The sequence below is a fragment of the Anaerobiospirillum thomasii genome (assembly GCF_900445255.1).
Taxonomy (GTDB): domain Bacteria; phylum Pseudomonadota; class Gammaproteobacteria; order Enterobacterales; family Succinivibrionaceae; genus Anaerobiospirillum_A; species Anaerobiospirillum_A thomasii.
Genome location: NZ_UAPU01000005.1, coordinates 1016308 through 1041928, shown reverse-complemented (window position 1 = coordinate 1041928; position 25621 = coordinate 1016308). Strand labels below are relative to the sequence as shown.

General features: G+C 41.2%; 20 protein-coding genes, 2 tRNA genes and 1 pseudogene. 15 read left to right on the top strand and 8 right to left on the bottom strand.

Going from position 1 to position 25621, the window contains the following annotated elements; all coding sequences use genetic code 11:
• Positions 1-30: 30 nt before the first annotated feature.
• Positions 31-1017 (bottom strand): TRAP transporter substrate-binding protein, encoded by a 987-nt coding sequence (locus DRZ93_RS04660; RefSeq protein WP_113744977.1) that lies wholly within the window; start codon positions 1015-1017, stop codon positions 31-33.
• Between the two features lie 366 nt (positions 1018-1383).
• On the opposite strand from DRZ93_RS04660, the gene DRZ93_RS04655 reads away from it, so the two are divergent.
• The 3 genes from DRZ93_RS04655 to DRZ93_RS04645 all read left to right on the top strand — a co-directional run bounded on the left by DRZ93_RS04655 (position 1384) and on the right by DRZ93_RS04645 (position 4455).
• The gene (locus DRZ93_RS04655) at positions 1384-2172 is read left to right on the top strand and encodes an IclR family transcriptional regulator (protein ID WP_113744976.1); all 789 of its coding nucleotides are present in this window, start codon (positions 1384-1386) and stop codon (positions 2170-2172) included.
• Positions 2173-2666: 494 nt separating this feature from the next.
• Positions 2667-3704: an L-idonate 5-dehydrogenase gene (locus DRZ93_RS04650; protein WP_113744975.1), complete on the top strand. Its 1038-nt coding sequence runs from the start codon at positions 2667-2669 to the stop codon at positions 3702-3704.
• Positions 3705-3753: 49 nt separating this feature from the next.
• Entirely contained in the window at positions 3754-4455 is a 702-nt protein-coding gene (locus DRZ93_RS04645; RefSeq protein WP_172458049.1) for a GntR family transcriptional regulator, read from the top strand.
• Positions 4456-4549: 94 nt separating this feature from the next.
• Here the strand turns inward: DRZ93_RS04645 and DRZ93_RS04640 are convergent.
• The 3 genes from DRZ93_RS04640 to DRZ93_RS04630 all read right to left on the bottom strand — a co-directional run bounded on the left by DRZ93_RS04640 (position 4550) and on the right by DRZ93_RS04630 (position 6040).
• Positions 4550-4625, bottom strand: a tRNA-Asn gene (locus tag DRZ93_RS04640).
• 392 nt (positions 4626-5017) lie between these two features.
• A complete protein-coding gene (locus DRZ93_RS04635) occupies positions 5018-5827 on the bottom strand; it encodes a hypothetical protein (protein ID WP_113744973.1) in 810 nt (269 codons plus the stop codon).
• Between the two features lie 137 nt (positions 5828-5964).
• Positions 5965-6040, bottom strand: a tRNA-Asn gene (locus tag DRZ93_RS04630).
• 471 nt (positions 6041-6511) lie between these two features.
• Here DRZ93_RS04630 and DRZ93_RS04625 point away from each other — a divergent pair.
• The 4 genes from DRZ93_RS04625 to uvrB all read left to right on the top strand — a co-directional run bounded on the left by DRZ93_RS04625 (position 6512) and on the right by uvrB (position 10772).
• A complete protein-coding gene (locus DRZ93_RS04625; RefSeq protein WP_113744972.1) occupies positions 6512-7360 on the top strand; it encodes an aldo/keto reductase in 849 nt (282 codons plus the stop codon).
• Positions 7361-7563: 203 nt separating this feature from the next.
• Positions 7564-8049: a GNAT family N-acetyltransferase gene (locus DRZ93_RS04620; protein WP_113744971.1), complete on the top strand. Its 486-nt coding sequence runs from the start codon at positions 7564-7566 to the stop codon at positions 8047-8049.
• A gap of 155 nt (positions 8050-8204) precedes the next feature.
• Positions 8205-8720: a metallophosphoesterase gene (locus DRZ93_RS04615; RefSeq protein ID WP_113745964.1), complete on the top strand. Its 516-nt coding sequence runs from the start codon at positions 8205-8207 to the stop codon at positions 8718-8720.
• Between the two features lie 3 nt (positions 8721-8723).
• Complete coding sequence (uvrB, locus tag DRZ93_RS04610; RefSeq protein ID WP_113745963.1) at positions 8724-10772, top strand: excinuclease ABC subunit UvrB; 2049 nt, start codon at positions 8724-8726, stop codon at positions 10770-10772.
• A 42-nt stretch (positions 10773-10814) separates the two neighbouring features.
• Here the strand turns inward: uvrB and DRZ93_RS04605 are convergent, their stop codons facing one another.
• Positions 10815-11618: an inositol monophosphatase family protein gene (locus tag DRZ93_RS04605; protein ID WP_113744968.1), complete on the bottom strand. Its 804-nt coding sequence runs from the start codon at positions 11616-11618 to the stop codon at positions 10815-10817.
• A gap of 80 nt (positions 11619-11698) precedes the next feature.
• Here DRZ93_RS04605 and DRZ93_RS04600 point away from each other — a divergent pair, with 80 nt between their 5' ends.
• Positions 11699-12211, top strand: a complete 513-nt coding sequence (locus DRZ93_RS04600) for a hypothetical protein (RefSeq protein WP_113744967.1) — start codon at positions 11699-11701, stop codon at positions 12209-12211.
• A gap of 11 nt (positions 12212-12222) precedes the next feature.
• Here the strand turns inward: DRZ93_RS04600 and DRZ93_RS04595 are convergent, their stop codons facing one another.
• The 3 genes from DRZ93_RS04595 to DRZ93_RS04585 form a co-directional block, all read right to left on the bottom strand.
• Positions 12223-12987, bottom strand: coding sequence for a DeoR/GlpR family DNA-binding transcription regulator (locus DRZ93_RS04595; protein ID WP_172458047.1), 765 nt, complete (start codon positions 12985-12987; stop codon positions 12223-12225).
• A 285-nt stretch (positions 12988-13272) separates the two neighbouring features.
• The gene (locus DRZ93_RS04590) at positions 13273-14496 is read right to left on the bottom strand and encodes an ethanolamine utilization protein EutH (RefSeq protein ID WP_113744965.1); all 1224 of its coding nucleotides are present in this window, start codon (positions 14494-14496) and stop codon (positions 13273-13275) included.
• An 18-nt stretch (positions 14497-14514) separates the two neighbouring features.
• Positions 14515-15975 carry an FGGY-family carbohydrate kinase gene (locus DRZ93_RS04585; RefSeq protein WP_113744964.1) on the bottom strand — a complete coding sequence of 487 codons (1461 nt, stop codon included), beginning with the start codon at positions 15973-15975 and terminating at the stop codon, positions 14515-14517.
• 331 nt (positions 15976-16306) lie between these two features.
• Here DRZ93_RS04585 and DRZ93_RS04580 point away from each other — a divergent pair, with 331 nt between their 5' ends.
• The 7 genes and pseudogenes from DRZ93_RS04580 to htpG all read left to right on the top strand — a co-directional run bounded on the left by DRZ93_RS04580 (position 16307) and on the right by htpG (position 25581).
• Positions 16307-17677 carry an NAD(P)/FAD-dependent oxidoreductase gene (locus DRZ93_RS04580; protein ID WP_113744963.1) on the top strand — a complete coding sequence of 457 codons (1371 nt, stop codon included), beginning with the start codon at positions 16307-16309 and terminating at the stop codon, positions 17675-17677.
• A gap of 9 nt (positions 17678-17686) precedes the next feature.
• Entirely contained in the window at positions 17687-18889 is a 1203-nt protein-coding gene (locus DRZ93_RS04575; RefSeq protein ID WP_113745962.1) for an NAD(P)/FAD-dependent oxidoreductase, read from the top strand.
• Between the two features lie 894 nt (positions 18890-19783).
• On the top strand, positions 19784-19990 hold the full coding sequence (locus tag DRZ93_RS04570; protein ID WP_245933769.1) for a FeoA family protein: 207 nt from the start codon (positions 19784-19786) through the stop codon (positions 19988-19990).
• Positions 19991-19993: 3 nt separating this feature from the next.
• Positions 19994-22138 (top strand): ferrous iron transport protein B, encoded by a 2145-nt coding sequence (feoB, locus tag DRZ93_RS04565; RefSeq protein WP_113745961.1) that lies wholly within the window; start codon positions 19994-19996, stop codon positions 22136-22138.
• Between the two features lie 522 nt (positions 22139-22660).
• A pseudogene (locus DRZ93_RS04560) lies at positions 22661-22987 on the top strand (YbaB/EbfC family nucleoid-associated protein); the annotation flags it as partial.
• A gap of 2 nt (positions 22988-22989) precedes the next feature.
• Positions 22990-23589, top strand: a complete 600-nt coding sequence (recR, locus tag DRZ93_RS04555) for a recombination mediator RecR (protein WP_113744958.1) — start codon at positions 22990-22992, stop codon at positions 23587-23589.
• A gap of 78 nt (positions 23590-23667) precedes the next feature.
• Complete coding sequence (gene htpG, locus DRZ93_RS04550) at positions 23668-25581, top strand: molecular chaperone HtpG (RefSeq protein WP_113744957.1); 1914 nt, start codon at positions 23668-23670, stop codon at positions 25579-25581.
• Positions 25582-25621: the final 40 nt, after the last annotated feature.

Genomic DNA, 25621 nt, shown 5'->3' with positions numbered 1-25621 from the left:
GCCACTTGGGCCTCCAGTTTTGGACAGTTATTATTTGTTGGCATCGACAATCTTGATAATCTCAGGATATTTTGCCTTCTGCTCATCTAGGAATGAGGCTACCTTGGTTTCAATAGAAGCCTTGTCTGGAGTGGTAAGAGCCATGCCCTTTGAGGTCAGCTTGTCAATGGCGGCCTTGGCCTGACGACGCTGCTCTTCACGCTGGAAGACACCTGCCTCTTTAGCTGCAGTCTTTACAATTTCCTGCTGCTCTGGGCTTAACTTGGCCATGCTCTGGGCACTCATAATAATGAAGATGGCGCTGTAGTTGTGATCTGTAAGAGCAAGGTGAGAGTTAACTTCATTGATGTTGTTGCCTTCTAATACAGAAATAGCGTTCTCAACGCCATCAATAGCTTTCTGCTGCAGAGCTGTATAAGCCTCACCCCAGCTCATTGGCACAGGATCGGCACCTAAAGCTTTCCAGAAGCCCTGATGAACTTTTGAGTCAAGCACGCGCAGGCGGATACCGGCAATATCATCAGCAGTGTTGATAGCCTTGACAGAGTTTGAGAACTCGCGGAAGCCTACTTCCCATATATCAAGGTTTACAAGGTTGATACCTGCATTGTTGATTTCATCTGTATAGTATTTGGTAAGAGGGCCGTCATTGGCAAAAAGCTTGTCAGCCTGCTCATAGGAGGTAATGAGGTATGGAATATCAATTGCCTCAATATCAGAGAAGAAAGAAGTCATAACAGACTGATTTACAGCACCTATATCTAAAGTGCCAAGCTGACAGTTTACAGCGTAGTCACTTGCAGAACCAACAGTGCCGTTATTGAAAACCTGAATCTCTACCTCGCCCTTGGTTCTTTCTTTTACAAGATCAGAAAAATAGGCCAGGCCCTTGGCAACAGGTACAGTTTCAGGAGAATCATGACCTACCTTTAAAACTATAGGAGCTGCAAGAGCACTGCTTGCTGCAAAGATAGAGGAGGCCAGTAAAACAGACATGAGCATTGCATTTTTTTTCATCTTTAATCTCCAATAGATTATCAAAATTTGAAAATCTAAACCTAGTATCAACCTTAAAAATAAGACTGACTACGCTAGATTAAATCTAATATAATAGACTGGCGTCTTGTATATAATATTTTATGATTGCATGATACTCTTATGTATTGAAAAAAATAGTAAGCAAGATCACAAATCTATAAAAATATAATAACGTCCAATATAATAGACAAATTTTAAAAAATGGTGATTTTGATCAATTATGGACGTTTATCTGTTACCATAAAGAGCTATATGCAAAGAGTATTTACCTAAAAGTATGAATTTATATAACTGTTTTGAAATAAGGCTTATATGTCATTTTGATATATAACAACGGAAAAATAGATGTTAAAAGAAGAAAAAGAGCACAAGGGGCAGATCCGATCACGTGTGCCGGCCTTGAATCGCTGCATGGATATTCTGCGCTTTTTAAAAGAGCACAATAACTGTGTGGCTGCAGATATTGTCAGCAATTTAGATGTACCGCGCAGCTCTATTTACGTACTTTTAGATGAGATGAAAAATCTTGGGCTCATTCGCATAGATGGCAAAGGACAGATTCAGCTGTGGATGAGTTTAATTGAGCTTGGAGATGCAGCCAGGCGCAAACTTGACTTGCGTGATCTTATAACGCCGCATCTGCATACACTTTTAGACAGTGTAGACTGTCTTGCTGTGCACTATGGCATTATGGATGGCCTTAAGGGTTTTTATGCCATAAAACTTGAGAGCAGCCGCTATGGTATGTCGATAAAATCCCATGAGGGTCTTGAGATCTCTTTGGTACATGCAGGTCTTGGCAAATGTCTTCTTGCCTTTCAGGATGAAAGAGTGCGCGAGAAAATCATAGCTAATCTTGATTACACCAAGGCTACTGAAACCTCAATTGGCTCTGCTGATGAGTTAAGATCAGAGCTTGAGACCATACGTCTTAAAGGCTGGGCCTTTGACAATTCAGAGGGTGAGGAGAGTATACGCTGTGTGGCAGCTCCCGTGTTTTATAACAATAAATTAATAGGTGCCATCTCTATTGTAGGCATGGTCAATAAATATACTGATGATGTAATACCTGATATTGTCACTCATACTTTAAAGTGTGCCTCAGATATTGCAGCTGACATGGCCTGCAGATAAATGACAATGTATTAAAGAGCAAAGACAATAAACCCTGAAGATACAATCTGCTTTTTTAAATGACAAATATTTAAAAAAGGTTGTATATCTGTAGGCAGGCATCTTTATTATTATAAATAGGTAGGATAAATTTTTTATAAAAACAATGGTTTATCCCTATTCTAGGATCCTAGAATGTAAGTGTGCAGGTTAAAGCTTATCTTAAAATACAGCTTAAATTTAAGTTTATTTTAAAGACAGCTCTGTCAGATGATAAGGATGAGTAGGGATATAGTGTAAAATCTTGTATGTAAGGAGCTTTGAATATAAAAACAAATTTAAAAAAAGTTGGCATTAAAAAAATAAACAGCAATTAATGTCTATGCTCAAAATTAATAATTTGTGACAAAAGTGTGAAATAACTCAAATAAAATTTGATGGTTTTGGCTTAGGATCCTAGCTACAGTTTAACTTAAAATTTGCATTAGAACTATATATTAGCAAAAGAGGTTTATATGAAGGCATGTGTATTACACAAAAAGGGTGATCTTCATTTTGAGGATGTTGCTGAGCCACAAATCAAGTGCGCTGATGAGGTCAAGGTCAAGATTCTAGCCGGCGGTATCTGCGGTTCAGATCAGCACTACTTTGCCGAAGGCGGTATCGGCTCTGCCATCGTGGTACGTGAGCCTATAGTTTTAGGTCACGAGGGCTGCGGTATTGTAGAGTCAGTAGGCGAGAATGTTGACAATCTTAAAGTAGGCGACATGGTAATTCTGCGTCCTGCCCGTCCATGCTTTGACTGTGAGTACTGCAAGATTGGCATGTACACCTACTGCATGAATATGCGTCACTTAGGCTCTGCTGCCACACTGCCTCATACTCAGGGTCTTTTTGCTGAGAAGGTTGTAGTGCACAAAGCTCAGTGCCGTGTTGTTAAAAACATGAAGCCAGAGGTTGCTGCCTTTGCCGAGCCTTTAGGTATTGCCTACAATGGCGTACACAGCCTTGGTGATGTTGTCGGCAAGAATGTTTTAGTTATGGGCGCAGGTCCAATTGGCTGTCTGTGTGCAGCTGCTGCCAAGACCTTAGGCGCTGACAGAGTAACTGTTGTTGATATCAGAAGCAAGCCACTTGAGATTGCTCTGCAGATGGGTGCCGATGAAGTATGCAATTCAAAGGAAAACCCAGAGCAGATTGAAAAGTGGTGCCAGAACAAGGGTCACTTTGACTGCTGTATCGAGGCAACAGGTAATGGCTTTGCAGCAACACAGGCCATGAAGATGACCCGTCCTGAGGGTGTATTCTCACAGGTTGGCATGTTTGGCACAGGTCATCAGCCACAGGATTTAGGTCCATTTATGACCAAGGGACTTAAGTGGGTATCAGTATTCAGATTCTACGAGGAGTTTGGTCCTTGCGTATCAGCTCTTGAGCGTGGTCTTATCGACCCACTTCCACTGCTGAGCGCTTCATATCCAGCCGAGCAGATCAATGAGGCCATGCAGGCCGCTCTGTCTCCTGAGACCATGAAGGTTCAGATTCACTTTTAAATAATAATGGTGCGCCTTATGGCGCACCATCTGCATAATGAGGATCAATATGACAGAAATACCAAAACTAAAATTAAACACAAAAACTGCCATATCTGATCAGATATATAGTTTTCTACGTTCTCTGATTATTTCAACTAAAATCACTCCAGGCTCTTCCTTTTCAGAAAATGCCCTGTCAGCCCATTTTAGTGTGTCACGTCAGCCTGTGCGTGTGGCACTTAACAATCTTGAGCATGACGGACTTATCAGCGTTTATCCGCAAAAGGGCACTGTAGTTAAAAAAATATCCATTAAAAATCTGCGTCAGGTAGTCTTTGTGCGCTCATCTCTTGAGTGTTCATCTATAGACAATATAAAGAATTTAAGCGTAGATAAATTTGCAAGCGTTATTAAAAAACTTAAAAACAACATACGCGATCAGGAAAAAAAGATAGACAGGGATAATCTGGCTCAGACCTTTTTGCCCCTTGATGATAAATTTCATGAAATTATCTGCTCCTTTTCTGACTGCGAGATGACATGGCCTTTAATTCAGTCAGTAAAAGGTCATCTTGATAGAATAAGATATCTCTCTCTTGGCAATGAATCGCCTGTAGAAAGTCTTATAGAGCATCATAAAACCATTTTTCAGGCCATAGAAGATTATGACTATGAAAGGGTAAAAGAACTGCTGCGTGAGCATCATAATGAAGTGTTGCAGACACATATCAGTATTAAAAGAAAATATGAGCAGTGGTTTGAAGAGTAAAGAATAAAGGCCTGATGACGGGCCTTATTTTTTTATGACGCGCAAATAAAAAAAACAGCCTGAAGCTGATTTGAAAATTTTTAAATTTTAACTCTGGCTCCTCCTACTGGACTTGAACCAGCGACATACGGATTAACAGTCCGCCGTTCTACCGACTGAACTAAGGAGGAACACTAGAGTTTGTTTTTCAAGCATCGCTTGAACGAGATGCATTATAATTAGTTGATATCACTCTGTCAACAAAAAATTTAAATATTTTTTACATATTTTCAACATACAGTCTGCACATAACCTCAGCTATGCAAGAGAGAATAATTAAATAAGACATGTAACACGCTGCTTCCTATTGTTCCTAACTAAGATATTCTAGTTTTTCTATAGGCTTTTACAAAATCTTGTTTTATCTATGAATATGTTAAAGCACACAGAGCAAAGTCTGACAGCACAGATGGTCATAAGTTGAATCTGTGCTGTACTAACTTTTATCAACAGTTGTCCACTGCGTTTTATCCCTTATTCATTTATTATCTGTATATGGGAGCATGAGTCTTATAAGAGGCCTTTACAAGGATTTGCAGCTGTAGAGCACATCTATAGACTCAAGATCACACTCATCTGCATCATAGATAAAATCTACAACAACATTATATTTATCAAAGGCCTTAAGTGCCTTAAGGCCAAGTTTCTTTTGTATGATACCTATAAGATCTGATCTTACATGCAGGATAATATATAAATCTATAATAGCCTTACTCTCAAGATAGTCTTTAATCTGCCCAAGTATGTCAAAAGACTCTGCTGTAAAACCTTTAACATCATATTCAAGATGGCTAAAGGAAGCATAACCGCCCCATGAGCTTTTGCACAAAGAGTCAAGCATATCAACACAGATAACATTACAGCTCTCAGCATGAGTCTTATCTAAAAGATATCTGAAGTTTTGAGTATTGCTGTATCTGTTGTCATAAAGCTCAATAATCGCGTCAGCCTCAGCTATATAATTTGCAAAATGCTTTACATCCTTTTTCTCAACTGTAAGAAAACTGATGCAGCTAAAATCTCGTTGTTTAAAGTCCTGATTTAATTTTTGTACCTGCTGCAGGGGGACAGGTTTAGCATCTAGTGCACTTAAGGTAAAAGTAGAGTAGGGATATATGGAGTGTACTCTAAAATCTAACAGCGCAGTATCAAAGAGATCATCATGAGCCTTAGAGTCTATCAAGAATAGAGGATTAGCGATCATGGCTCTAAGATCTTCAGGTTTTTCCCTGTCTGCAGGATAAAAGGCCAGAGCTGAGAATTTGCCGCAGGGATCGGTTAACTGCGCGAGCTTATCAAGCATAGAGGCAATAAGCTTTTTATTATGTACCATATATAATCCGTTAAATACCATGTTGTCTGTAGTGTAATTAACTTATTATAAGGTAAAAAAGGCAGTGCGTTAAAAAAAGGGGGTCCAGAAACGAAAAAATCAGCCTGAGGCTGATTTGAAATTTTTAACTTTTACTCTGGCTCCTCCTACTGGACTTGAACCAGCGACATACGGATTAACAGTCCGCCGTTCTACCGACTGAACTAAGGAGGAACACTAGAGTATCTTTATTGCTAAAGTGCTGACCATTATATAGTTAATTTTTTTAAAGTCAACATCTTTTTTGAATTTCTTTTTAACCATAGCAGCTAAATGACCTTCTGAGCCTGAACATAGATAACTGACATCTTATACATTAAGATACTGTTTTGCTTTTACAATCGCTAAAAGGGCGCAGCTTTCATGTCTTATTTTTACATACATATGCTCATGATAAAGATCACACCATATAGCGTTAAAAAGCCTCTTTTTAGACATTTTAGGTGTCTTTTGTATTTTATTTGTTCAACATTTTGTCTATATAGATGCGCTGTGTTTCAAAAACGAGCAATAGCGTGCAATGCTGTGTGTTTTTGCATTTTTCTATGGCAAAATAAGTGCTAAACAAGGCTTGAAAGACATAATTAGAACTATAAAAAATGCTGTCTTTATACAGATCAGATTAGCATATGGAGATAGAAAAATATGCAGAAGTTGACCGATACCTTTACCCTGACAAGTGGTCAGACCATTCCATGCGTAGGCTTTGGCACCTGGCAGACTCCAGATGGCCCCACTGCAGTACATGCCGTAAGAGCTGCTCTTGATGCAGGCTACAGACATATTGATACAGCAGCCATCTATGGCAATGAGTCAAGTGTGGGCAAGGCTATAAAAGAGTCAGGCATTGCCAGAGAGGAAATCTTTGTCACTACCAAGCTGTGGAATTCACACAGAGGCTATAAGAGCACCAAGGAGGCTTTTCGCAAGAGCCTTGGCGATTTAGGTCTTGATTATATAGATCTGTACCTCATTCACTGGCCAGCCTCAAAGTCACGTTTTGACAATGCCGATGAGCTTAATATACAAAGCTGGCAGGCTATGTGCGAGCTTTATGAAAAGGGCATGATCAAGAGCATTGGTGTTTCAAACTTTCATGAGCATCATCTAAGACCTCTGCTTGAGTATGATATCAAGCCTATGGTCAATCAGATTGAGTTCCATCCAGGCTTTATGCAGCAGGATGTAGTGCGTTTTTGTAAAGAGCACAATATTTTAATTGAAGCCTGGGGTCCTATGGGCACAGGCCAACTGCTTGAAAACGAGATTTTAAAAGAAATAGCAGCTAAATATGACAAATCAGTAGCTCAGATCTGCATACGCTGGTGTCTTGAATGCGGTACTGTGCCTCTGCCAAAATCAGTCAATACCGATCGCATCAGGTCCAATGCCCAGGTCTTTGATTTTTCACTGACCCGTGAAGATAAGATGATTATTGACAATATGCTCTACTCAGGAGGCTCAGGTCTGCATCCTGATAAAGTGGACTTTTAATAAAATATAAAAAAACCAAAAGCCCTGAAGCTAAATCTTGGCCCCTGATGATAAAGCCATGCAGGTACAAAAGAGTAGCTTGAGGGCTTTATTTTTATTAAAAATAAATATTTAGAGTGCAAATAAATACATTTTAAAATTTGCATTTACGGTTTTTGCTCCTAAACTTTAAATAGGGAGTCAGTAAAGTCTTGGGGGTATGTATGTCAAATTTAATGTATGTGCGTGAGGCCACTGCAGATGACAGTGCCATCATTTATAGATTTATTCTGGAGCATGCCAGGGAAGAGGCTCTTGGTGAGAATGTAACTGCCACACAGGAGGATATTGAAAATAATATCTTCAAAGAAAAAATGGCCCATGTGCTTTTAATAGAAAATGAGGTGCATGCCATTGTAGGTTATGCCATCTACTTTTTTGCCTTTTCAGCCTTCAGCGCCAACAAGGTTTTATATCTTGAGGATCTTTATGTTTTAAAAAATTACCGAAGAGGTGGTTTTGGCAAGGCATTAATGCACAAACTTGCAAGACTTACTTTAGATAAAGGCTGCACCCGCATGCAGTGGCTCTGTCCTAGGGAGAATCTGTCGGCTCTGGCCTTCTACAAGACCTGGGGCGCCAAGTTTTTTGAAAACTACAGTATCTGCCGTCTTGAATATGACACTCTAAACGGCGTGGCTGACTTTTAGCAGAGAGTAACAGATAAGGTTAAAGAAGGCGCAGCTTTTAGGTCAGTGCGCCTTTTTTTGCGTAAGTTAACAATATATTAATCTTGCTCATGTCAAATTTATAAAAATTTTTTAAAATATAGCATTGATTAGTATATTTATTTATAAAACCAAGCATGATTTATTTTACATCTGACCTGCATTTAGGACACAGCAATATCATTACCTTGTGTCAAAGACCTTTTGCTGATGTCAAAGAGATGAATGAGACTATTATTGCCAATTACAATGCAGTTGTAAGGCCTACAGATACTGTCTATCTGCTTGGCGATCTGTGCTATAGAATAAGTCCTCAGGAGGCCAATACCCTGTTAAAGCGTCTGCATGGCCGCAAGATTTTACTGCTTGGCAATCATGACAAAAATTACTGTGCCTCACTTTTTGTAGAGATACTTGATTTTAAATACTTAAAGCTAGATGGCGGCATACGCTTTGCTCTTATGCATTATCCTTTAATGGAGTGGCCGTCCTTTCATCACGGCAGCTATCATGTGCATGGACATATACATGAGAATATGGGCTATAATCTGCGCAATAGGGATAAGGGTATAAGACGCTATGATGTCGGGGTGGATGCCAATAATTTTTACCCTGTAGCATTAGATCAGATAATAGAGTTTTTTAAAGACTAAGACATGGATTTTAAATTAGAAAGTGCCTTTGCGCCTACAGGAGATCAGCCTGCAGCCATTGACAGTATAGTGGATAAGTTCAAAAAAGGTGCCAAAGAGCAGACTCTTTTAGGTGTCACAGGATCTGGTAAAACCTTTACCATGGCCAATGTCATTGCCAGGCTTAACCGTCCTACCATGATCTTATCGCACAACAAGACACTTGCCGCACAGCTTTATGGTGAGATGCGTGAGTTTTTCCCGCACAATGCAGTTGAGTACTTTGTCTCCTATTATGATTACTATCAGCCTGAGGCCTATGTGGCAGCCACTGACACCTTTATTGAAAAGGATGCCAAGGTTAATGATCATATAGATCAGATGCGCCTTAGTGCCACCAAGGCTCTGATGGAGAGGCGCGACACCATTATTGTCTGCTCTGTCTCTGCCATCTATGGTCTTGGCGAGCCTGAGACCTATTTAAAAATGATGCTACATTTATCGCGCGGAGAGTTTATCTCACAGCGTGACATCATAGATAGGCTCTCCTCACTGCAGTACACAAGAAATGATGTGGGCTTTTGCCGCTCCACCTTCAGAGTGCGCGGCGATGTTATAGATATATATCCGGCCGAATCTGAGGGCTTTGCCATAAGAGTGGAGCTTTTTGATGATGAGGTTGAGAGAATATCTCGCTTTGATCCGCTTACAGGTGAGATTATCTGTGAGCTGCCGCGTGTCACTGTCTTTCCTAAAACACATTATGTGACGCCGCGCGAGATTTTATTAAATGCTGTAGAGCAGATAAAGCTTGAGCTTACTGACAGATGCAAGTTTTTCATGGATAACATGAAGCTTTTAGAAGAGCAGAGACTGCGCGAGAGAACTACCTATGATATTGAGATGATCAATGAAATAGGTTACTGCTCTGGCATTGAAAACTACTCACGCTATCTGACCGGCAGAAAGGCAGGCGAGCCGCCACCATGCCTTTTTGACTATCTGCCAGATGACGGTCTTTTGATTATAGATGAGTCACATGTGACAGTGCCGCAGATAGGGGCCATGTACAAAGGTGACAGATCGCGCAAGGAAAACCTTGTAAACTTCGGTTTTCGTCTGCCATCGGCCTTTGACAACAGACCGCTTAAATTTGATGAATTTGTCTCCATTCAGCCGCAGACACTGTATGTATCTGCAACTCCTGCTGACTATGAGATGGACAGATCGCAGCAGATTGTAGAGCAGATAATTCGCCCAACAGGTCTTTTGGATCCTCAGATTGAGGTAAGACCTGTGGCCTCGCAGGTGGATGATCTTATGTCTGAGATTACAGACAGAGCTGCGCGCAATGAAAGAGTTTTGGTCACTACACTTACTAAAAAGATGGCCGAGGAGCTTACCACTTACTATACAGAGCACGGTATCAGGGTCAGATATCTGCACTCTGATATAGATGCCGTGGAGCGTATGGAGATTATACGTGACCTGCGCCTTGGTGAATTTGATGCTCTTATTGGCATTAACCTTCTGCGTGAGGGTCTTGATATGCCAGAGGTGTCACTTGTGGCTATACTTGATGCTGACAAGGAGGGCTTTTTACGCTCCTCACGCTCACTGATTCAGACAGTGGGTCGTGCTGCACGTAATGTAGGTGGCAAGGCTATATTCTATGCCGATAAAATCACCCCATCCATGCAGCAGACTATGGATGAGACAGCAAGACGCCGCGAGATACAGGATAATTACAATAAAGAGCACAATATAGTGCCAAAACAGATACAAAAGAAGATTGTAGATGTTATGGAAGTGGCTTTAGAGCAAAGTCAGTCCTTTAAGGTGCCTGAGGAGAAAAGGGTTGTGCCTGTGCCTCGGAGCAAATGGAATGAGCTTAATAAAAACAAACTGCAAGCTCTTGATGCAAAGACTCTGTCGCGTGAGATTGATACACTGCAGGAGAAAATGCTCTCACTAGCAGCAGAGCTTAAGTTTGAGGAGGCAGCTTCGGTACGCGATACTATTGCACAGCTTGAAAAGCAGCTTTTAATGCTGCCAGGACGTGATGATAGCTAGATACTAAAAACCCGGCATCAGCCGGGATTTTCAGACAATATGTTATCTTAAAATAGAATCGAGGGTCTGTGGATCTGTAACCTTTAACAGACCTCTTACAATATTTGGATTGCCACAGAGCACATTACCTGTCTTTGAGTAATTTGGAGTGCCGGCAAAGTCGGTGATAATACCGCCAGCTTCGCGGACTAAAAGCTCACCTGCAGCAAAATCCCATACCTTAAGGCCCTGCTCAAGATAGCCATCAAAACGGCCGCAGGCTACATAGGCCAGATCAAGACTTGCAGCACCGCTGCGGCGTATATCGGCAGTGGCATCTACAAGACGCTCAAATACAGGCATATAGGCCTTCATTCTTTCACGGTATCTTACAGGCATAGCTGTTGCAACCACAGCATTTTCAAGACTGTCACGACCTGCAACTCTGATGCGTCTGCCATTTAGGGCGGCGCCATCGCCTTTTGAGGCTGTGAACATTTCATTGGTAAATGGGTTGAAGATAACGCCTACAACAGCTTTGTCGTTGTGACGCAGTGCAATAGATACGGCTACATGAGGTACACCCTGAACAAAGTTCTGAGTGCCGTCTATAGGATCGATAATCCATTTGTAAGGTGAGTCAGCGTTGCCAGACATACCGCTCTCTTCGCCTACCACACAGTGATCTCTGTAAGACTTGAGTAGGGTTGAGGTGATGGTGTTTTCACACTCCCTGTCTATATCGGTGACAAGGTCACCACGCTGCTTTTCTGTTACTGAAAACTGACTGTTATTGCCTAAATTTCTTGCAATAATATTACCGGCAGCACGTGCTGCACGTACGGCGATGTTGAGCATTGGATGCATGACAAAGAACTCTCTTTAGTGAACAAAGATGTTATAATTATAGCCGTATTTGTGACACGGCTCAATTATCAGGACGCAAAATGAGTAACTTTTTTTTACTGAATAAAGAATTTGAAGATGATTTGAAAAAATACAAAATCGATGATGGCATGGCTGTCTTTCATGGTTTTATCAGTGCACTTCTATCAAAGGGTATTGATGCCAATGACAAAGTGATTCTTGATCTGGTAAAAAGCGTTTTAAATTTTGACTCACCGCTGCCAGGCAGTATTATTGCCCACATTACTGCCTATGAAATAAAGGCACAAAAAGCTCTCAAGGATAAAAATTATGAGCCATTGCTGCCAGGTCTTGATGATGATCCTGTACTTACTTTGGGCTATCTTGCCCAGTTTGGCTATGGCCTGACTTTAGGTCTTTTACATATGCCAGGCGCCAATGGCAAGATAAGTGCACATGACAAGGACAGCTTTGATCTGTTTACAGCTCTTTCAGAGCTAGATGAGAGCAGTGAGTTTGACCCTGAGAGCTTTACACAGGTGCAAAAGGCTCTGTGTGATGGTATTTTAGAGCTGCAACAGGGCAGAGCCTGAAGAGAAGAGTCTTAGATTTTAATATTTATAACATTGATATTTCTGCTTTTAAACTCATTGACCTGAGATTCAGAAATATTATCTATAATAATATTATCAATTTTATCAAGACCTGCAATTTTACACAGCGACTTGTTGTTAAGCTTGCTTTTATCTGCAAGTACTATATTTGATTCTGAATTGTTGATCATAGCCTTGGCAATTTCAGCCTCTTCAATGGATGAGGCTGAAATACCGTCTGTAAGAGATATACCACCTGCACCAATAATGGCAATATCTGTATTAAACTCCTCAATCTGACGTATGACGCGTCCACCTATATTCTGAAAAGTCTCACCTCGGTATTCACCGCCTAGCATATATATTTTGGTGGAATTGTTGGCCTCCCACACAGATTTGGCAATACGTGGTGAGTTTGTAATTACAGTTAGGTTTTCAATATCATTAAGGGTGCTGGCAAAGGCAAGTGTAGTACTGCCGCAGTCTATAAACAAAGAAAGACCAGGATGCAAAAGTTCTTTTGCTTTAAGGCCTATAGCTTTCTTTTTATTTAGATTGGTAGATAATCTTTCTTTAAATGAGGCCTCAAAAGCCGAGGTGGTTTTTACAGCACCGCCATGAATGCGCTTTAACAGATTTTCATCGCTAAGGGCCTTGATGTCGCGTCTTGCTGTTTCTATAGAAACATTCATCTGTTCAGACAGATCTAAAACAAAAACTCTGCCTTTTACTGATAGTTCATTTAATATAAATTCTTTTCGTGCCCTTGTATTCATAGTCAATGCAGCGCAAAACTCATTAGGATGCTTTAGAGCAGACGCTGTCCTCATTTTTTAGATATTGTGAAAAAATCTGTGCAGAGTATAAGGAACAGCTAAAAAAAGAACGCTGTGCCTGATATTTAAATCAAATTTGATATTTATCAGCTCTGTTGTAATTATTATAAATAATTTAATACAAATACAAAATAATGATATGTAAAGTTGTAGGAAAAACTTTTGATGTTGCTATAAAAAAGGCCATCACTGCTTACAAGCGATGGCCTTGGCTTTATATGCCAATTATTTCTTGATATTGGCTATCCATTTATTCACAAACAGCATAGCCAGAGCCAGTGCAGAAATACCTGCTACAAGTTTAGCTGCAACCATGGCAAATACCATGTCAGGCTTGTTAGCTGCAGTAAAGCCTAAGTGATCGCCAAAGGTCCAGGCAGCGCAGCAGGAGAATGCTACAGCTAAAACCTTGCCTCTTGGACTCATTTTGGCCATAGCCTGGAACATGAGCAGAATATTGGCAAGGGCACCAATCATACCTACAGCAGCTGTAGGATCAATATTAAAGATACCTGCAAATTTAACCAGAGGCTTTTCAAACCAGCGGGTGAGCAGTAATACCATTGGATAGGCACCAAGCAGCAGGATGGCGATGGCACCGATAACCTCAATGGCTCTCATATCAACACCAATCTCATCACCTGGTACCATGAAAATAGGATCCATACCAGGAATAATGACATAGCCTGTCAGTCTTTCAAATACAGCAGCGGCAAGACCTATGGTTACAACAACCAGCAGCAGCTTGGCAAAGATATTAAAGCCTTTAATCATCATATTCGGGAACATTTTAAGGCCAAGACCGATAAGCAGTGAGAATATGATTACAGGTATCAGATTGACAAAGATCAGGGCAAAATCGAATATGACAGGATCTCCACTGTAAGTCTTTACATCTGAATACATGGCAACTATACCTCCGACGATACAGCCAAGAGGGATTGTTACAAGTGAGGCAAGAACACCCATGGCAAAATATGGTCTGTCATCCTGCTTGATAAGGCCAATACCTACAGGAATGGAGAATGAAATGGTAGGGCCTAACAGGGCACCTAAAATCAGACCTGAGTACAGACCTGCAGCCTCGGTTTGAGCAAGCTCGCGGGCCAGGAAGTAGCCACCCATGTCATTTGCAAGTAAAGTTGTTGCAAACATAGATGGATCAGCACCTAACATCTGATATAAAGGTATGATGATAGGGCCAAGCATATTTTTGAGTACAGGAGTAAGTGCAATAACACCAACCATGCCCATAGCTACAGGACCCATGGCATTAAAGCCTTCTTCAAATTCCTTGCCGGCACCGGCTATGGAACGGCCTACAGCTTTAAGACCGATTTTTTCAAGAACTTTTTCTGAGCCTCCGAACTGATCAAGTATTCTGTCCAATGCTCCTATGAGCATGAAAAATACCATAAGGTATATGATAAGAGTATTTAGTATAGTCATAATCAAATCCTCTATAGTTTATTTCTCTACTGTAGTGACAAGACCTGCAGCTCTCTTTATAAGCATGGCATGATGCTCTTTGGCCTCTTCAAGACCTTCAACTGTGCGATGTTTATATATGGTCTTATCAGAGCCAAGAGTGATATCTCCTTTGACGCCAAGTCCTGCACGGGCAAGCAGAGCACTGCCAAGAGCAGTAAGCTCAGGACAGGATGGTACAGATACATCGCTTTGACATAGATCTGCTAAAAACTGTATAAAGTATGGATTAACAGACATACCGCCATCGACAGATAAAGTAAATTTCTGTGTTGAGACTTTGTTCATTGCCTGCAGTACAGTATTGGCTCTAAAGGCTACACCCTCAAGACAGGCTTTAATCATGTCATCGCGTGTTGTATCAAGAGTCATACCAGCCCAGAGTGCGGCTGCAGTTCTGTTCCAGTAAGGACAGGCCAAACCTGACAGGGCGGGAATAAAGTACACATCCTTTTTAAAGGCATGATCATCTTTGTATGATGAGATTTCCTTAAAGTCTGAAAACAGACCCATTTTTTTGACCCAGTTTATAGCCGATGCTGCATTGTAGACACCTCCATCAAGACCAAAAATAGGTTTTTGACCAGGGAATTTCCATGCCAGCATAGGCAGCAGACCGCTGTCATCACATACAGGAGGCTCATAACCTGTAAGAGACTGTAAAAAGGCTCCGGTGCCAAAGGTAATTTTGGCATCACCAGGGGCTCTGCAGCCATGTCCATACAGACCTGCAAACTGATCAACAATAGAGGCAGTGACTGGAATTTTATTGCCTTTTTTAGATGTGTAATAGCCAAAGATACCTACTGTATCCTTGATAGGAGGCAGTGCCTCAAGTGGAATGTTAAAAATCTCACAGAGCTTTTCATCCCAGGTTAAGGTCTTTAGATTTAATAGAGAAGTTCTTGAGGCTGTATTATAGTCTGTTGCATAAACACCGCAGAGTCTGTACAAGAAGAAGGCATCGGATGTGCCAAGCATCAGTCTGCCCTCATCAAGAAGCTTTTGAGCCTCAGGTACGTTCTGTATAATCCAGGAGAGTTTGGATGCTGAAAAATATGGATCAAGAGGCAGACCACAGGTACTCTTGACATAGTCCTCATGTCCTGCGGCTTTTAGTTTTTCAATAGTATCCTGTGTTCGTGAGTCCTGCCATACAATTGCGTTATAGACGGCCTTGCCAGTCTTACTGTCCCAGGCAACTACAGTCTCACCCTGATTGTCTATTCCTATGGCATCAATATCACCTGCTTTTTCAATACATTCAACAAGGTTTGCAATTAACTCTTCAGGATCATGCTCCACCCAGCCTTTGTTGGGTGTTATCTGTTTATGATCGCATACATGAGCAATTTCAAAATCTCCGTTTTCGTTTAGAACAAGAACTCGTGAGGAGGTGGTTCCCTGGTCAATACCAGCATATCTGTTAAAAGTTGTCATAGGCAATCCTCTCGGCCAGAATGTTTGTTTTCAGTCAAATAATAGTTAAAATATTTAAAAAATATTGTTAAATCGGTCAATAAAAACAAAAAAAATTATGTGAAATTTGACTGTTTGTTTTTAGGTGTTTGGTGGATTGGTTGATTAACTGATTGATGGTTAAAGCAAAATATGTGTAAATTATTGTTGGTTTAGAGTTTTTGATACTGCAGTTATGTGTTATAATTGTGATTATATTCAAATAACGGTCAATAATCGGTCAAAATTATCAACTTTTGTTGTATATTTTAGTATAGGACAATGCGTTTATTCTATAAAAGCTGGAGGCACTATGGCAGATAGGGAATTATATGACGTCGTGATCGTAGGCGGCGGCATTGTAGGTTGTGCCATGTTCAGAAAGTCTGTATTGCAGGGGGCAAAAACTCTGCTTATAGAAAAAGGAGACTATATTTTAAGTGGTGCAAGCAAGGCTAACAGTGCAATTTTACATACAGGCTTTGATGCTCCGCCGGACAGTCTTGAACTTGAGTGTGTAAAAAGAGGTCATCAGGAATACCTTGATATATACGAGAGCATGAATCTTACTGTGGACAAGTCAGGTGCTGTAGTTGTGGCCTGGAATCAAGAGCAGCTTGACAAATTACCTTCGCTGCTTGAAAAAGCTCATAAAAACGGTGTCACAGATGTTAGATTAATAGATAAAAAAGAGCTATTAGAACTTGAGGGGCATTTGAGTGACAAGGCTATGGGTGCTTTGTATGTGCCACGTGAGAGTCTTATTGATCCATGGTCTGCACCATATGCCTATGTCAAACAGGGCATTGTCAACGGCGGTAAATGTCTTTTAAACTGCGAGCTTACTGCCTGCAGCAAAGATAAGGACAATAGTATCTGGACTCTTAATACCACTCAAGGTGCTATAGATTGCAAGATGGTTATCAACTGCGCCGGTTTATTTGGTGATCATGTTGAAAACATGGTGCATAAGTCTCCTTTTGTTATCAAGCCACGTAAAGGACAGTTTGTTGTCTTTGACAAGACAGCAGCTTCTCTTGCAAAGCCTATTATTCTGCCTGTTCCTACAGAAATTACCAAGGGCATAGTTATAACACGTACAGCCTTTGGCAATCTGCTTGTCGGCCCTACTGCCGAGGAGCAGGAGGACAGAGTACATGCACGTGTTGAGTACGATGTCCTAAAAGAGCTTATAGATAAGGGTAATGAGCTTATACCAGAACTTAAAAATCATCCTGTAACCACGCTTTATGCAGGTCTGCGTCCTGCCACAGAGCAAAAAGAGTACAGAGTGGCATTTTATCCTGAGAAAAACTGGATTTGTGTAGGCGGAATCAGATCTACAGGTCTTACTGCGGCCTTAGGTATTGCCTCTTATGTCTTTGATACTATAAAAGACAATTTTGCTATGAATTTAAAACCACTTGAAAAGGTAGAAACTCCTGTAGTACCGGTTATAAGTGAATTTGGCAAAAGAAGCTATGAGATTGATCTGAATACAGAGATTGTATGTCACTGTGAAAGGGTAACCCGCAAAGAGATAGTTGAAGCTCTAAACGGTATACTGCCTCCTGCATCTATAGGCGCTTTCAAGCGTCGCACCAGAGCTATGATGGGCAGATGCCAGGGGTTTTACTGCTCAGGCAAAGTAGCTGAGCTTACCAATAACTTCTTTGAGTCTTAGGAGCATGATATGCAAAACTATGATGTGATTATTATTGGTTCAGGTCCTAGTGGCATAGGTGTAGCCAAGGCTCTTGAGGATAATAATATTAAAAATTATGTGATTTTAGAGCGTGAAGATCACATAGGTGGTATTCCTTTTCACTGTCACCATATTACCTTTGGTCTTATCTCAAAATACAGGCCTATGACTGGTGATGCCTATATTAATGCCATAAAAAGAGCTATACCTGACGCAAGATTCAGGCTCAATACGACAGCTGTGAAAATTGAAGAAAAAGGTGTGGTTTTAATTCACAGCAGACAGGGTCTTGAGCGTATCAGCGCTAAAAGGATTGTGGTCTGCACAGGTGTGAGGGAGCGTTCAAGAGCGCAGCATCTTGTCTCTGGCATGAGACCGCTTGGAGTCTTTACTACAAGTGCCCTGCAGCAGTTTGCCTACATCAATAAATCTCTGCCATTTACAAGGCCTGTTATTGTTGGTTCTGAGCATGTGGCATTTTCAGCTCTAATGACTTTAAAGGATTATGGAATTAAGCCTGTAGCCATGATTGAGCGCAAAGAGAGTATTCAGACCTTTGGCATACTTAAATATTTTGGTCTTGCCCTTGGCACTTCAGTACGCACTGGTACAGTGCTGCACTCAATAAATGGAGTTGGCAGGGTTGAGAGTGTTGATCTTAAAGATGCATCTGGTGCAATAAGCACTATTGAGTGTGACAGTGTAATTTTTTCTGGCAGTTTTGTATCGGAAAATGCTCTTATAAGAGATAGTCACATAAAGGTTACAGGCCCAGATACCGGTCCATTTGTTTCAAAGGATTTTGTGACATCTGATCCTTATGTCTATGCAGGAGGCAATCTTTTGCATCCTGCTGATATGGGAGACAGATGCTATCTAGAGGGTATAAGGCTTGGACAGTGTCTTGTAGATGATCTGTCAAAGAGAGTAGAGCCTTTAGCTTGTGAGTATATACCGGTAATAGCCTCCGATAGTATCTATCATGTGCAGCCGTCTTTTGTACAAAAACATCAAAAGCAATGTCTTGAGCATCTGCGCTACAAGGTCAAGGACGACAGCAGCGTTATTACTGTAGAGCAATCTGGCAAAACTATTAAGAGTCAGAGTAAAAACTGTTACTCGCATCGCTTTTACACTGTAGATGTTGATGGCATAAAAGATGATGAGGCAATTTATATCACAGCTAAATAAGAGCAGATTCGAGATCTGACATGAGGGGCCCGTTGCAGGGCTCCTTTTTTATACTATAAAGACGAATAACAGAGAGCCAAATTAAAACAGGTAAAGAAATTATCTGTACTCATCAGTGCTTTTGATGGCAAAAGATAATATGAGGCAGGATAAAGTCCTACTAGAGCACTCTTTTTTACTGCGTAAAGGGTACCATATATGGAAGAATAAAATCTGGCAGGATAATACTTTTATGTCCTCTCCCAAGAGGGCTATCACAATGATATTTTCAAGCTGCTGTAGCAATGTTTGGTTTTACCACAGCTTTGTGTGCCTTATTTTCTTTTCATAATAAATAGGACATCCAGGATACTTTTGTGAGTATTTGGATATTCTATTTAATGCTGATCGTCAATTTCTACCAACACAGATCAGGTAACTTTCTTTAATCAATGCCTTTTTAACTTTTTATCAATACCCCTAAAAATTTTTCAATATACCCATTCTTTAAATTTTTTTAATGGTTCATTGTGAAATGTCATTTTTAATCCTATTTACATATGGGAGCTCTAAAAGAAAAGATGAAACTCTGTTTTTAAGCACAACCTGTTGCCCCTGCCTATTGAATGACAAGCCCTTCGGGTTAGCTACGCTAATCATTCAATAGGCAGGGGTTGTTCTGCGTTGGTAGAAGCTAACGAGCTGTATTAAATAAAAAATCAAGCTTATTAAGGTATAGATTTGAGGGCTGATAAGATTAAAACTCTTTTCAATACATGGATGAGAGTATATTTTTGTAAAAAGTTCTTGCAATAATTTATTAGTAAGCTTAGACTAACTGTGGTTGTTAGCAAGGGCTAATTTTTATTTTATAAAACTGTATTATCCGAGGTTTATATGAAAACACTCGACAGCTTGAAAGTAGGGGAAACTACTAAAGTTGTTTCTGTGCATGGAGAGCATACTGCACTGCGTCGTCGTCTTTTAGATATGGGTTTAACCCCGGATACAGAAGTTAGTATTACCCGTATGGCTCCACTTGGCGATCCTATTGAACTTAGCCTGCGCGGTTATTCACTTACCATTAGAAAATCTGATGCCAGTTTGGTTGAGGTACTATAAATCATGTCATATTCTAAAAAAATTGCTCTGTTTGGCAATCAGAATGCCGGTAAAACCACTTTATTCAATGCTCTGACAGGTTCCAATCAGTATGTAGGCAACTGGCCTGGTGTTACTGTAGACAGAGTCAACGGAGTCATTTCCGGTACTGATTATAAGCTTGAGGATCTGCCAGGTCTGTACTCACTCTCACCATACTCCCCTGAGGAAATAGTCTCACGTGATTACCTGGCAAAGGGTGATTTTGACATAATTCTCAATCTTATTGATGCCTCCCATATTGAGCACTCATTATCTCTGACCATTGAGCTTATGACCTTTAAAAAGCCAATGATCGTGGCTTTAAACATGATGGACAAGGCTAAAGCTGCCAATATAAATATAGATATTAAAAAATTAGAGCAGATGCTTGGTGTCAAGGTTGTACCTATAAGCGCCTCTAAAAAAGAGGGTCTTGATGAGCTAAGAGCAGCTCTTAACAGTGAGGCAAAAGTTCCTGAGATTAAAGCCTACAGTGATGATGTAATTGCAAGGGCCAGGGCACTGAGCTGTGATTTGAAATTACAGGGCGATGAAAATGTAAATACCTTTGTGGCCATGGGTCTTTTACAGTTTGACAGACATTATCAGGAGCTGTATTTAAAAGACGAGCAGAGTCAGATTTTAGCAAGCCGTGCCCGTGCTGAAATTGAAAACAGCTACAAGATGGATACTGAAAGTCTTTTAGCCAAGATGCGTTATGAATTTATAGACAGCGTTGTACAGCAGTGCGTATCTAAGCAGACACAAAAGGCTAAATCTCTAAGCCGTAGAATTGATGATCTTGTAACTCACAAGTATCTTGCCATTCCAATTTTCATCTTTGTTGTGTACATGGTCTACTACCTTGCTGTAAGCACAGTAGGTACCTGGGGTACTGACTATGCCAATGATGTGCTCTTTGGTGAGTATGCCACCAATGCAGCCTCTGCCGTACTTGAAAGTGCCAATGCCCCTGAGTGGCTGTCAGGTCTGGTTATTGACGGTATAGTTGGCGGTGTTGGTGCAGTTCTGGGCTTTGTGCCGCAGATGGTTGTGCTCTTTACTCTGCTGGCTCTTTTAGAGCAGTGCGGTTATATGACACGTGTAGCCTTTGTACTTGACAGAATTTTCAGACACTTTGGTCTGTCTGGCCGCTGCTTTATCCCTATGGTTATAGCCTCAGGCTGTGCAGTTCCTGCTCTTATGTCATCAAAGACCATTGAAAATATCAATGAAAGACGTTTAACTGTCATTACCACAAGCTTTGTGCCATGCTCAGCCAAGCTGCCGATTTTAGCTATGATTGCAGCAGCCTTCTTCCCAGACTCCACCTTCGTGGCCCCTGGTGTCTATCTGTTTGCTATTGTCTCAATCATTGTAACTGCCGTTATCCTTAAAAAGGGTGATGCCTTTAACGAAGAGGTCTCTCCATTTGTCATGGAGCTGCCAGACTACACTATGCCTGTTGCCAAGAATATTATCAGATCAGTATATCAGCGCTGCAGAGCCTTTGTAATCAAAGCAGGTACAGTAATTTTTGCAACCATAGTTGTGATCTGGTTCCTCTCAAGTTTCAACTTCACAGCAGATGGCTTTGGCATGGTTGAGGTTAACAATTCCATGCTGGCTGCAATTGGTTCTGCCATTGCCTTTGTCTTCATACCTCTTGGTTTTGCCTCATGGCAGTGTGCAGTATCAATTTTCACAGGACTTCTTGCCAAGGAAAATGTAGTAGGTACTTTAGCAGTGCTGCTCGGTCTTGGTGAGGTTGCCGAGGATGATGCCACCTTAGGTGCCGCACTGCACGGTGAATTTGCCACCAATGCAGCTGCCCTGTCATTCCTGGCCTTTAACCTGTTCTCAACTCCATGTATTGCAGCTATAGGCGCTATGCGTCGTGAGCTTGCCAACAACAGAATCTTCATGTTCACCATTGTGTACATGCTGCTGTGGGCCTACGGCCTGTCCTTTATGATCTATCATTTAGGAGGTCTTCTCATGGGTGAGCTTGATATTACCATCTCAACAGTAATTGCTCTTGCCATACTTGTAAGCATCATTTATATGATGCTAAGACCAAGAAAGAAAGGCGCTGTGTCAATGCGTATACAGGCTAAGATGATTTAGTAATCAAAATTTACATAGATCCCGTCGCAAGGCGGGATTTTTACATGTGCTAAAGTATAAACAAAGCATAAAAAAGAATAAGTGCGTGTCTTAATAAGGATGCGCACTTTTTTATTGTGACAGTGTAACTTTTGATACTTTATCAATTTTAAAGCTAAAGATAGTAGCGCAGAGCTGTAAAACATGCAGATAATGGCAGAATAGGGGCAAAAAAAATCCCTGACAGTAAATGCCTGTCAGGGTTTTGAATTTGCTTTGGAGTTTGTGGAGTACAAAAAGCTTTGAAGATCCATAAACAACAATCTAACTTAAGGTTCGATATGTACACAATAGCATATAAAAAACTTCCATACAAGAATTTTTTGTAAAAGATAAGCCAGATTGCATCACATTAAGGCTAAGTACAGGATGGTTTATGCTTGAGAGGCTTTATGTTTGTATGTAGCCATCTGCTCATTTGTATTATTTGTACACAACAGTGGTGGTTTTAGCTTATAATCGTATTTATTTTTTTGGAGTGATTTACATATGTTTAATATGGGCAATATGATGAAGCAGGCTCAGATGCTTCAGGAGAGAATGCAGAAGGCTCAGGCTGATATTGCGGCCACTGAAGTTACCGGTGAGTCAGGTGCGGGTCTTATCAAAATTACTATGAACGGTGCCCATGAGGTACGCAGAGTAGAGATTGATGAGAGTATTTTTGGTGATGACAAAGAGATTTTAGAGGATCTTTTAGCCGCTGCCTTCAATGATGCCAAGCGTCGTATTGAAGAGGTTACCAAGGCCAAGATGGAAGAGGTGACAGGTGGTATTCCTCTGCCTCCTGGCATGAAGCTGCCATTTTAAATATGTCCTCAAGTCAGTATCTTGACCGGGTAATAAAAGCACTGCAGATTATGCCAGGCATTGGCCCGCGCAGTGCTACCCGCATAGCCTATCATCTTATAGACAGACGCAAGGATGATGCTCTTGTAATGGCACAGAGCATAATCGAGGCCATGGAGCATATAAAACTGTGTCAGCACTGTCGCAACTATGCTGATGATGATATATGTCTTATCTGTCAAAGTCCCAAGCGTTCTGTAAGCTCAACGTTGTGTATTGTTGAAAATCCATCTGATGTGCAGGCTATAGAGGCAGCAGGCTCCTTTGGTGGCCTGTATTTTGTGCTGCACGGTCATTTATCCCCCATTGAGGGTATAGGCCCACGTGAACTTGGTCTTGATGTGCTTGATGCAAGGCTTGGCTCTGGTGATATAAAAGAGATTATTCTTGCCACCAATCCAACAGTTGAGGGTGATGCCACAGCCTCGTATATTGCAGCCATTGCCAGAAAGTACTCAATCAATGTCTCAAAAATAGCCAGCGGCGTACCTCTTGGCGGTGATTTAGACAGTGTGGATGAAAACACTCTGGCCTCTTCTATACAAAACAGAAGGCCTTTTTAAAAAAAGCTCTTGAAAAATTTAAGTGCTGTCCCCATGTACTAATGCAACATATTAAATTTACATGGTGGAGATTTAAAAATGGCTGGACAGGTACACGGCTTTCAGACAGAAGTTACCAAATTACTTGATTTACTTGCAAACTCTCTTTATTCAAACAAAGAGGTTTTCCTGCGTGAGCTTATTTCTAATGCCTCAGATGCAATAGATAAGCTCCATTTTCTATCCCTTACAGACAACTCTCTTATAAAAGACGATCCTAATTTAAAAATCCGCATCAAGGCTGACAAGGAGAACAATACCTTAACCATTTCCGACAACGGTCTTGGTATGACTCTAGATGAGGCCAATGAGCATTTAGGTACTATTGCCAAATCTGGCACCAAAGCATTTTTTGAGAATTTATCAGGTGATGAGGCCAAAGACTCACAGCTTATCGGTCAGTTTGGTGTAGGTTTCTACTCATCATTTATTGTAGCTGACAGAGTAACTGTATTATCAAGATCAGCCAAAGCCTCTGAAAGTGAGGGTGTTCGCTGGGAGTCAACTGGCAACGGCACCTTTGAGTCAGAGACTATAAACCGCAGTAGCCGCGGTACTGATGTAATCCTGCATTTAAAAGACAGCGCCAAGGATTTTCTTGATACCTGGACACTGCGTCAGGCTATTACCAAATACTCAGATCATATCTCAACTCCTGTAGAACTTTATGAGGAGAAGATTGAAGAGAGTGAAAGCGCCGAGGGTGAGGAGCAAAAAGAGCCTAAAAAGACTTATGAGTTTGTACAGGTCAATGATGCCAAGGCTTTATGGACACGTACTGCCAAGGATATCAAGGATGAGGAGTACAACGAGTTCTACAAGCACTTATCCCACGATTTCCAGGATCCTTTATGCCACGCCCACAACAAGGTTGAAGGTGAGATGGAGTACACCTCATTACTGTATATTCCACAAAGAGCACCATGGGATCTGTTCCAGAGAGATAACAAGCATGGTTTAAAGCTCTTTGTTCAGCGTGTCTTTATTATGGATGAGGCCGAGCAGTTCCTGCCATCCTACCTGCGCTTTGTAAAGGGTCTTGTGGATACCAATGCTCTGCCACTGAACGTCTCTCGTGAGATTTTACAGGACAGCAGTGTTACAAGAAAACTTAAAAAGGCTCTGACCAAGAGAGCACTGTCCATGATTGAAAAATTATCCAAGGACAAGGAGAAGTATACCACCTTTATCTCTCAGTTTGGCAATGTGTTAAAAGAGGGCCCTGCCGAGGATTATGCCAACAAGGACAGCATTTTAAAACTGCTGCGCTTTGCCTCAACTGCCAATAACTCAGATGTGCAGGATGTAAGTTTAGATGACTACATTGCACGTATGCCAAAAGAGCAGAGCAAGATCTACTATTTAACTGCAGACAGCTATGCTGCAGCCATAAGCTCTCCATATCTTGAGACCTTTAAGAAAAAGGGTATTGAAGTTCTGTTGATGACAGAGCGTGTAGATGAGTGGCTCATGGGCAATATCTCTGAGTACGCTGACAAGGAATTTGTTGCAGCTACAGCCTCAGATCTCAAACTTGGCGATCTTGCCGACAAGGAAGAGGATAAGAAGCACGAGGAGGCTGCCAAGGAGCATAAGGATCTGCTTGAGCGCTTTAAGAGTGCCTTAGGTGACAAGGTGGCAGATGTACGCGTCAGCTCCCGTCTTGTAGAGTCACCTTCATGCGTGGTGGCTGAGTCTGGCAACAGAATGTTTACAGGTCAGATGAAAAAACTGTTAGAGGCTTCAGGTCAGAAACTGCCTGAGGAGAAGTTTGTACTTGAGATTAATCCTGAGCATCCTTTAATTGTCAAAGCCTATGGTGAGGTTGACGAGAGCATATTTGCCAAGTGGGCTGATGTGGTCTATGAGCAGGCTCTGCTTAGCGATCAGGGTGGACTTAAGGATCCAAGCGGCTTTATCAAAACTTTAAATGCTCTGCTTTTAAATAAATAATTTTTAGTAAACTCTAGTCTAAAGGCCGGTTAATCCGGCC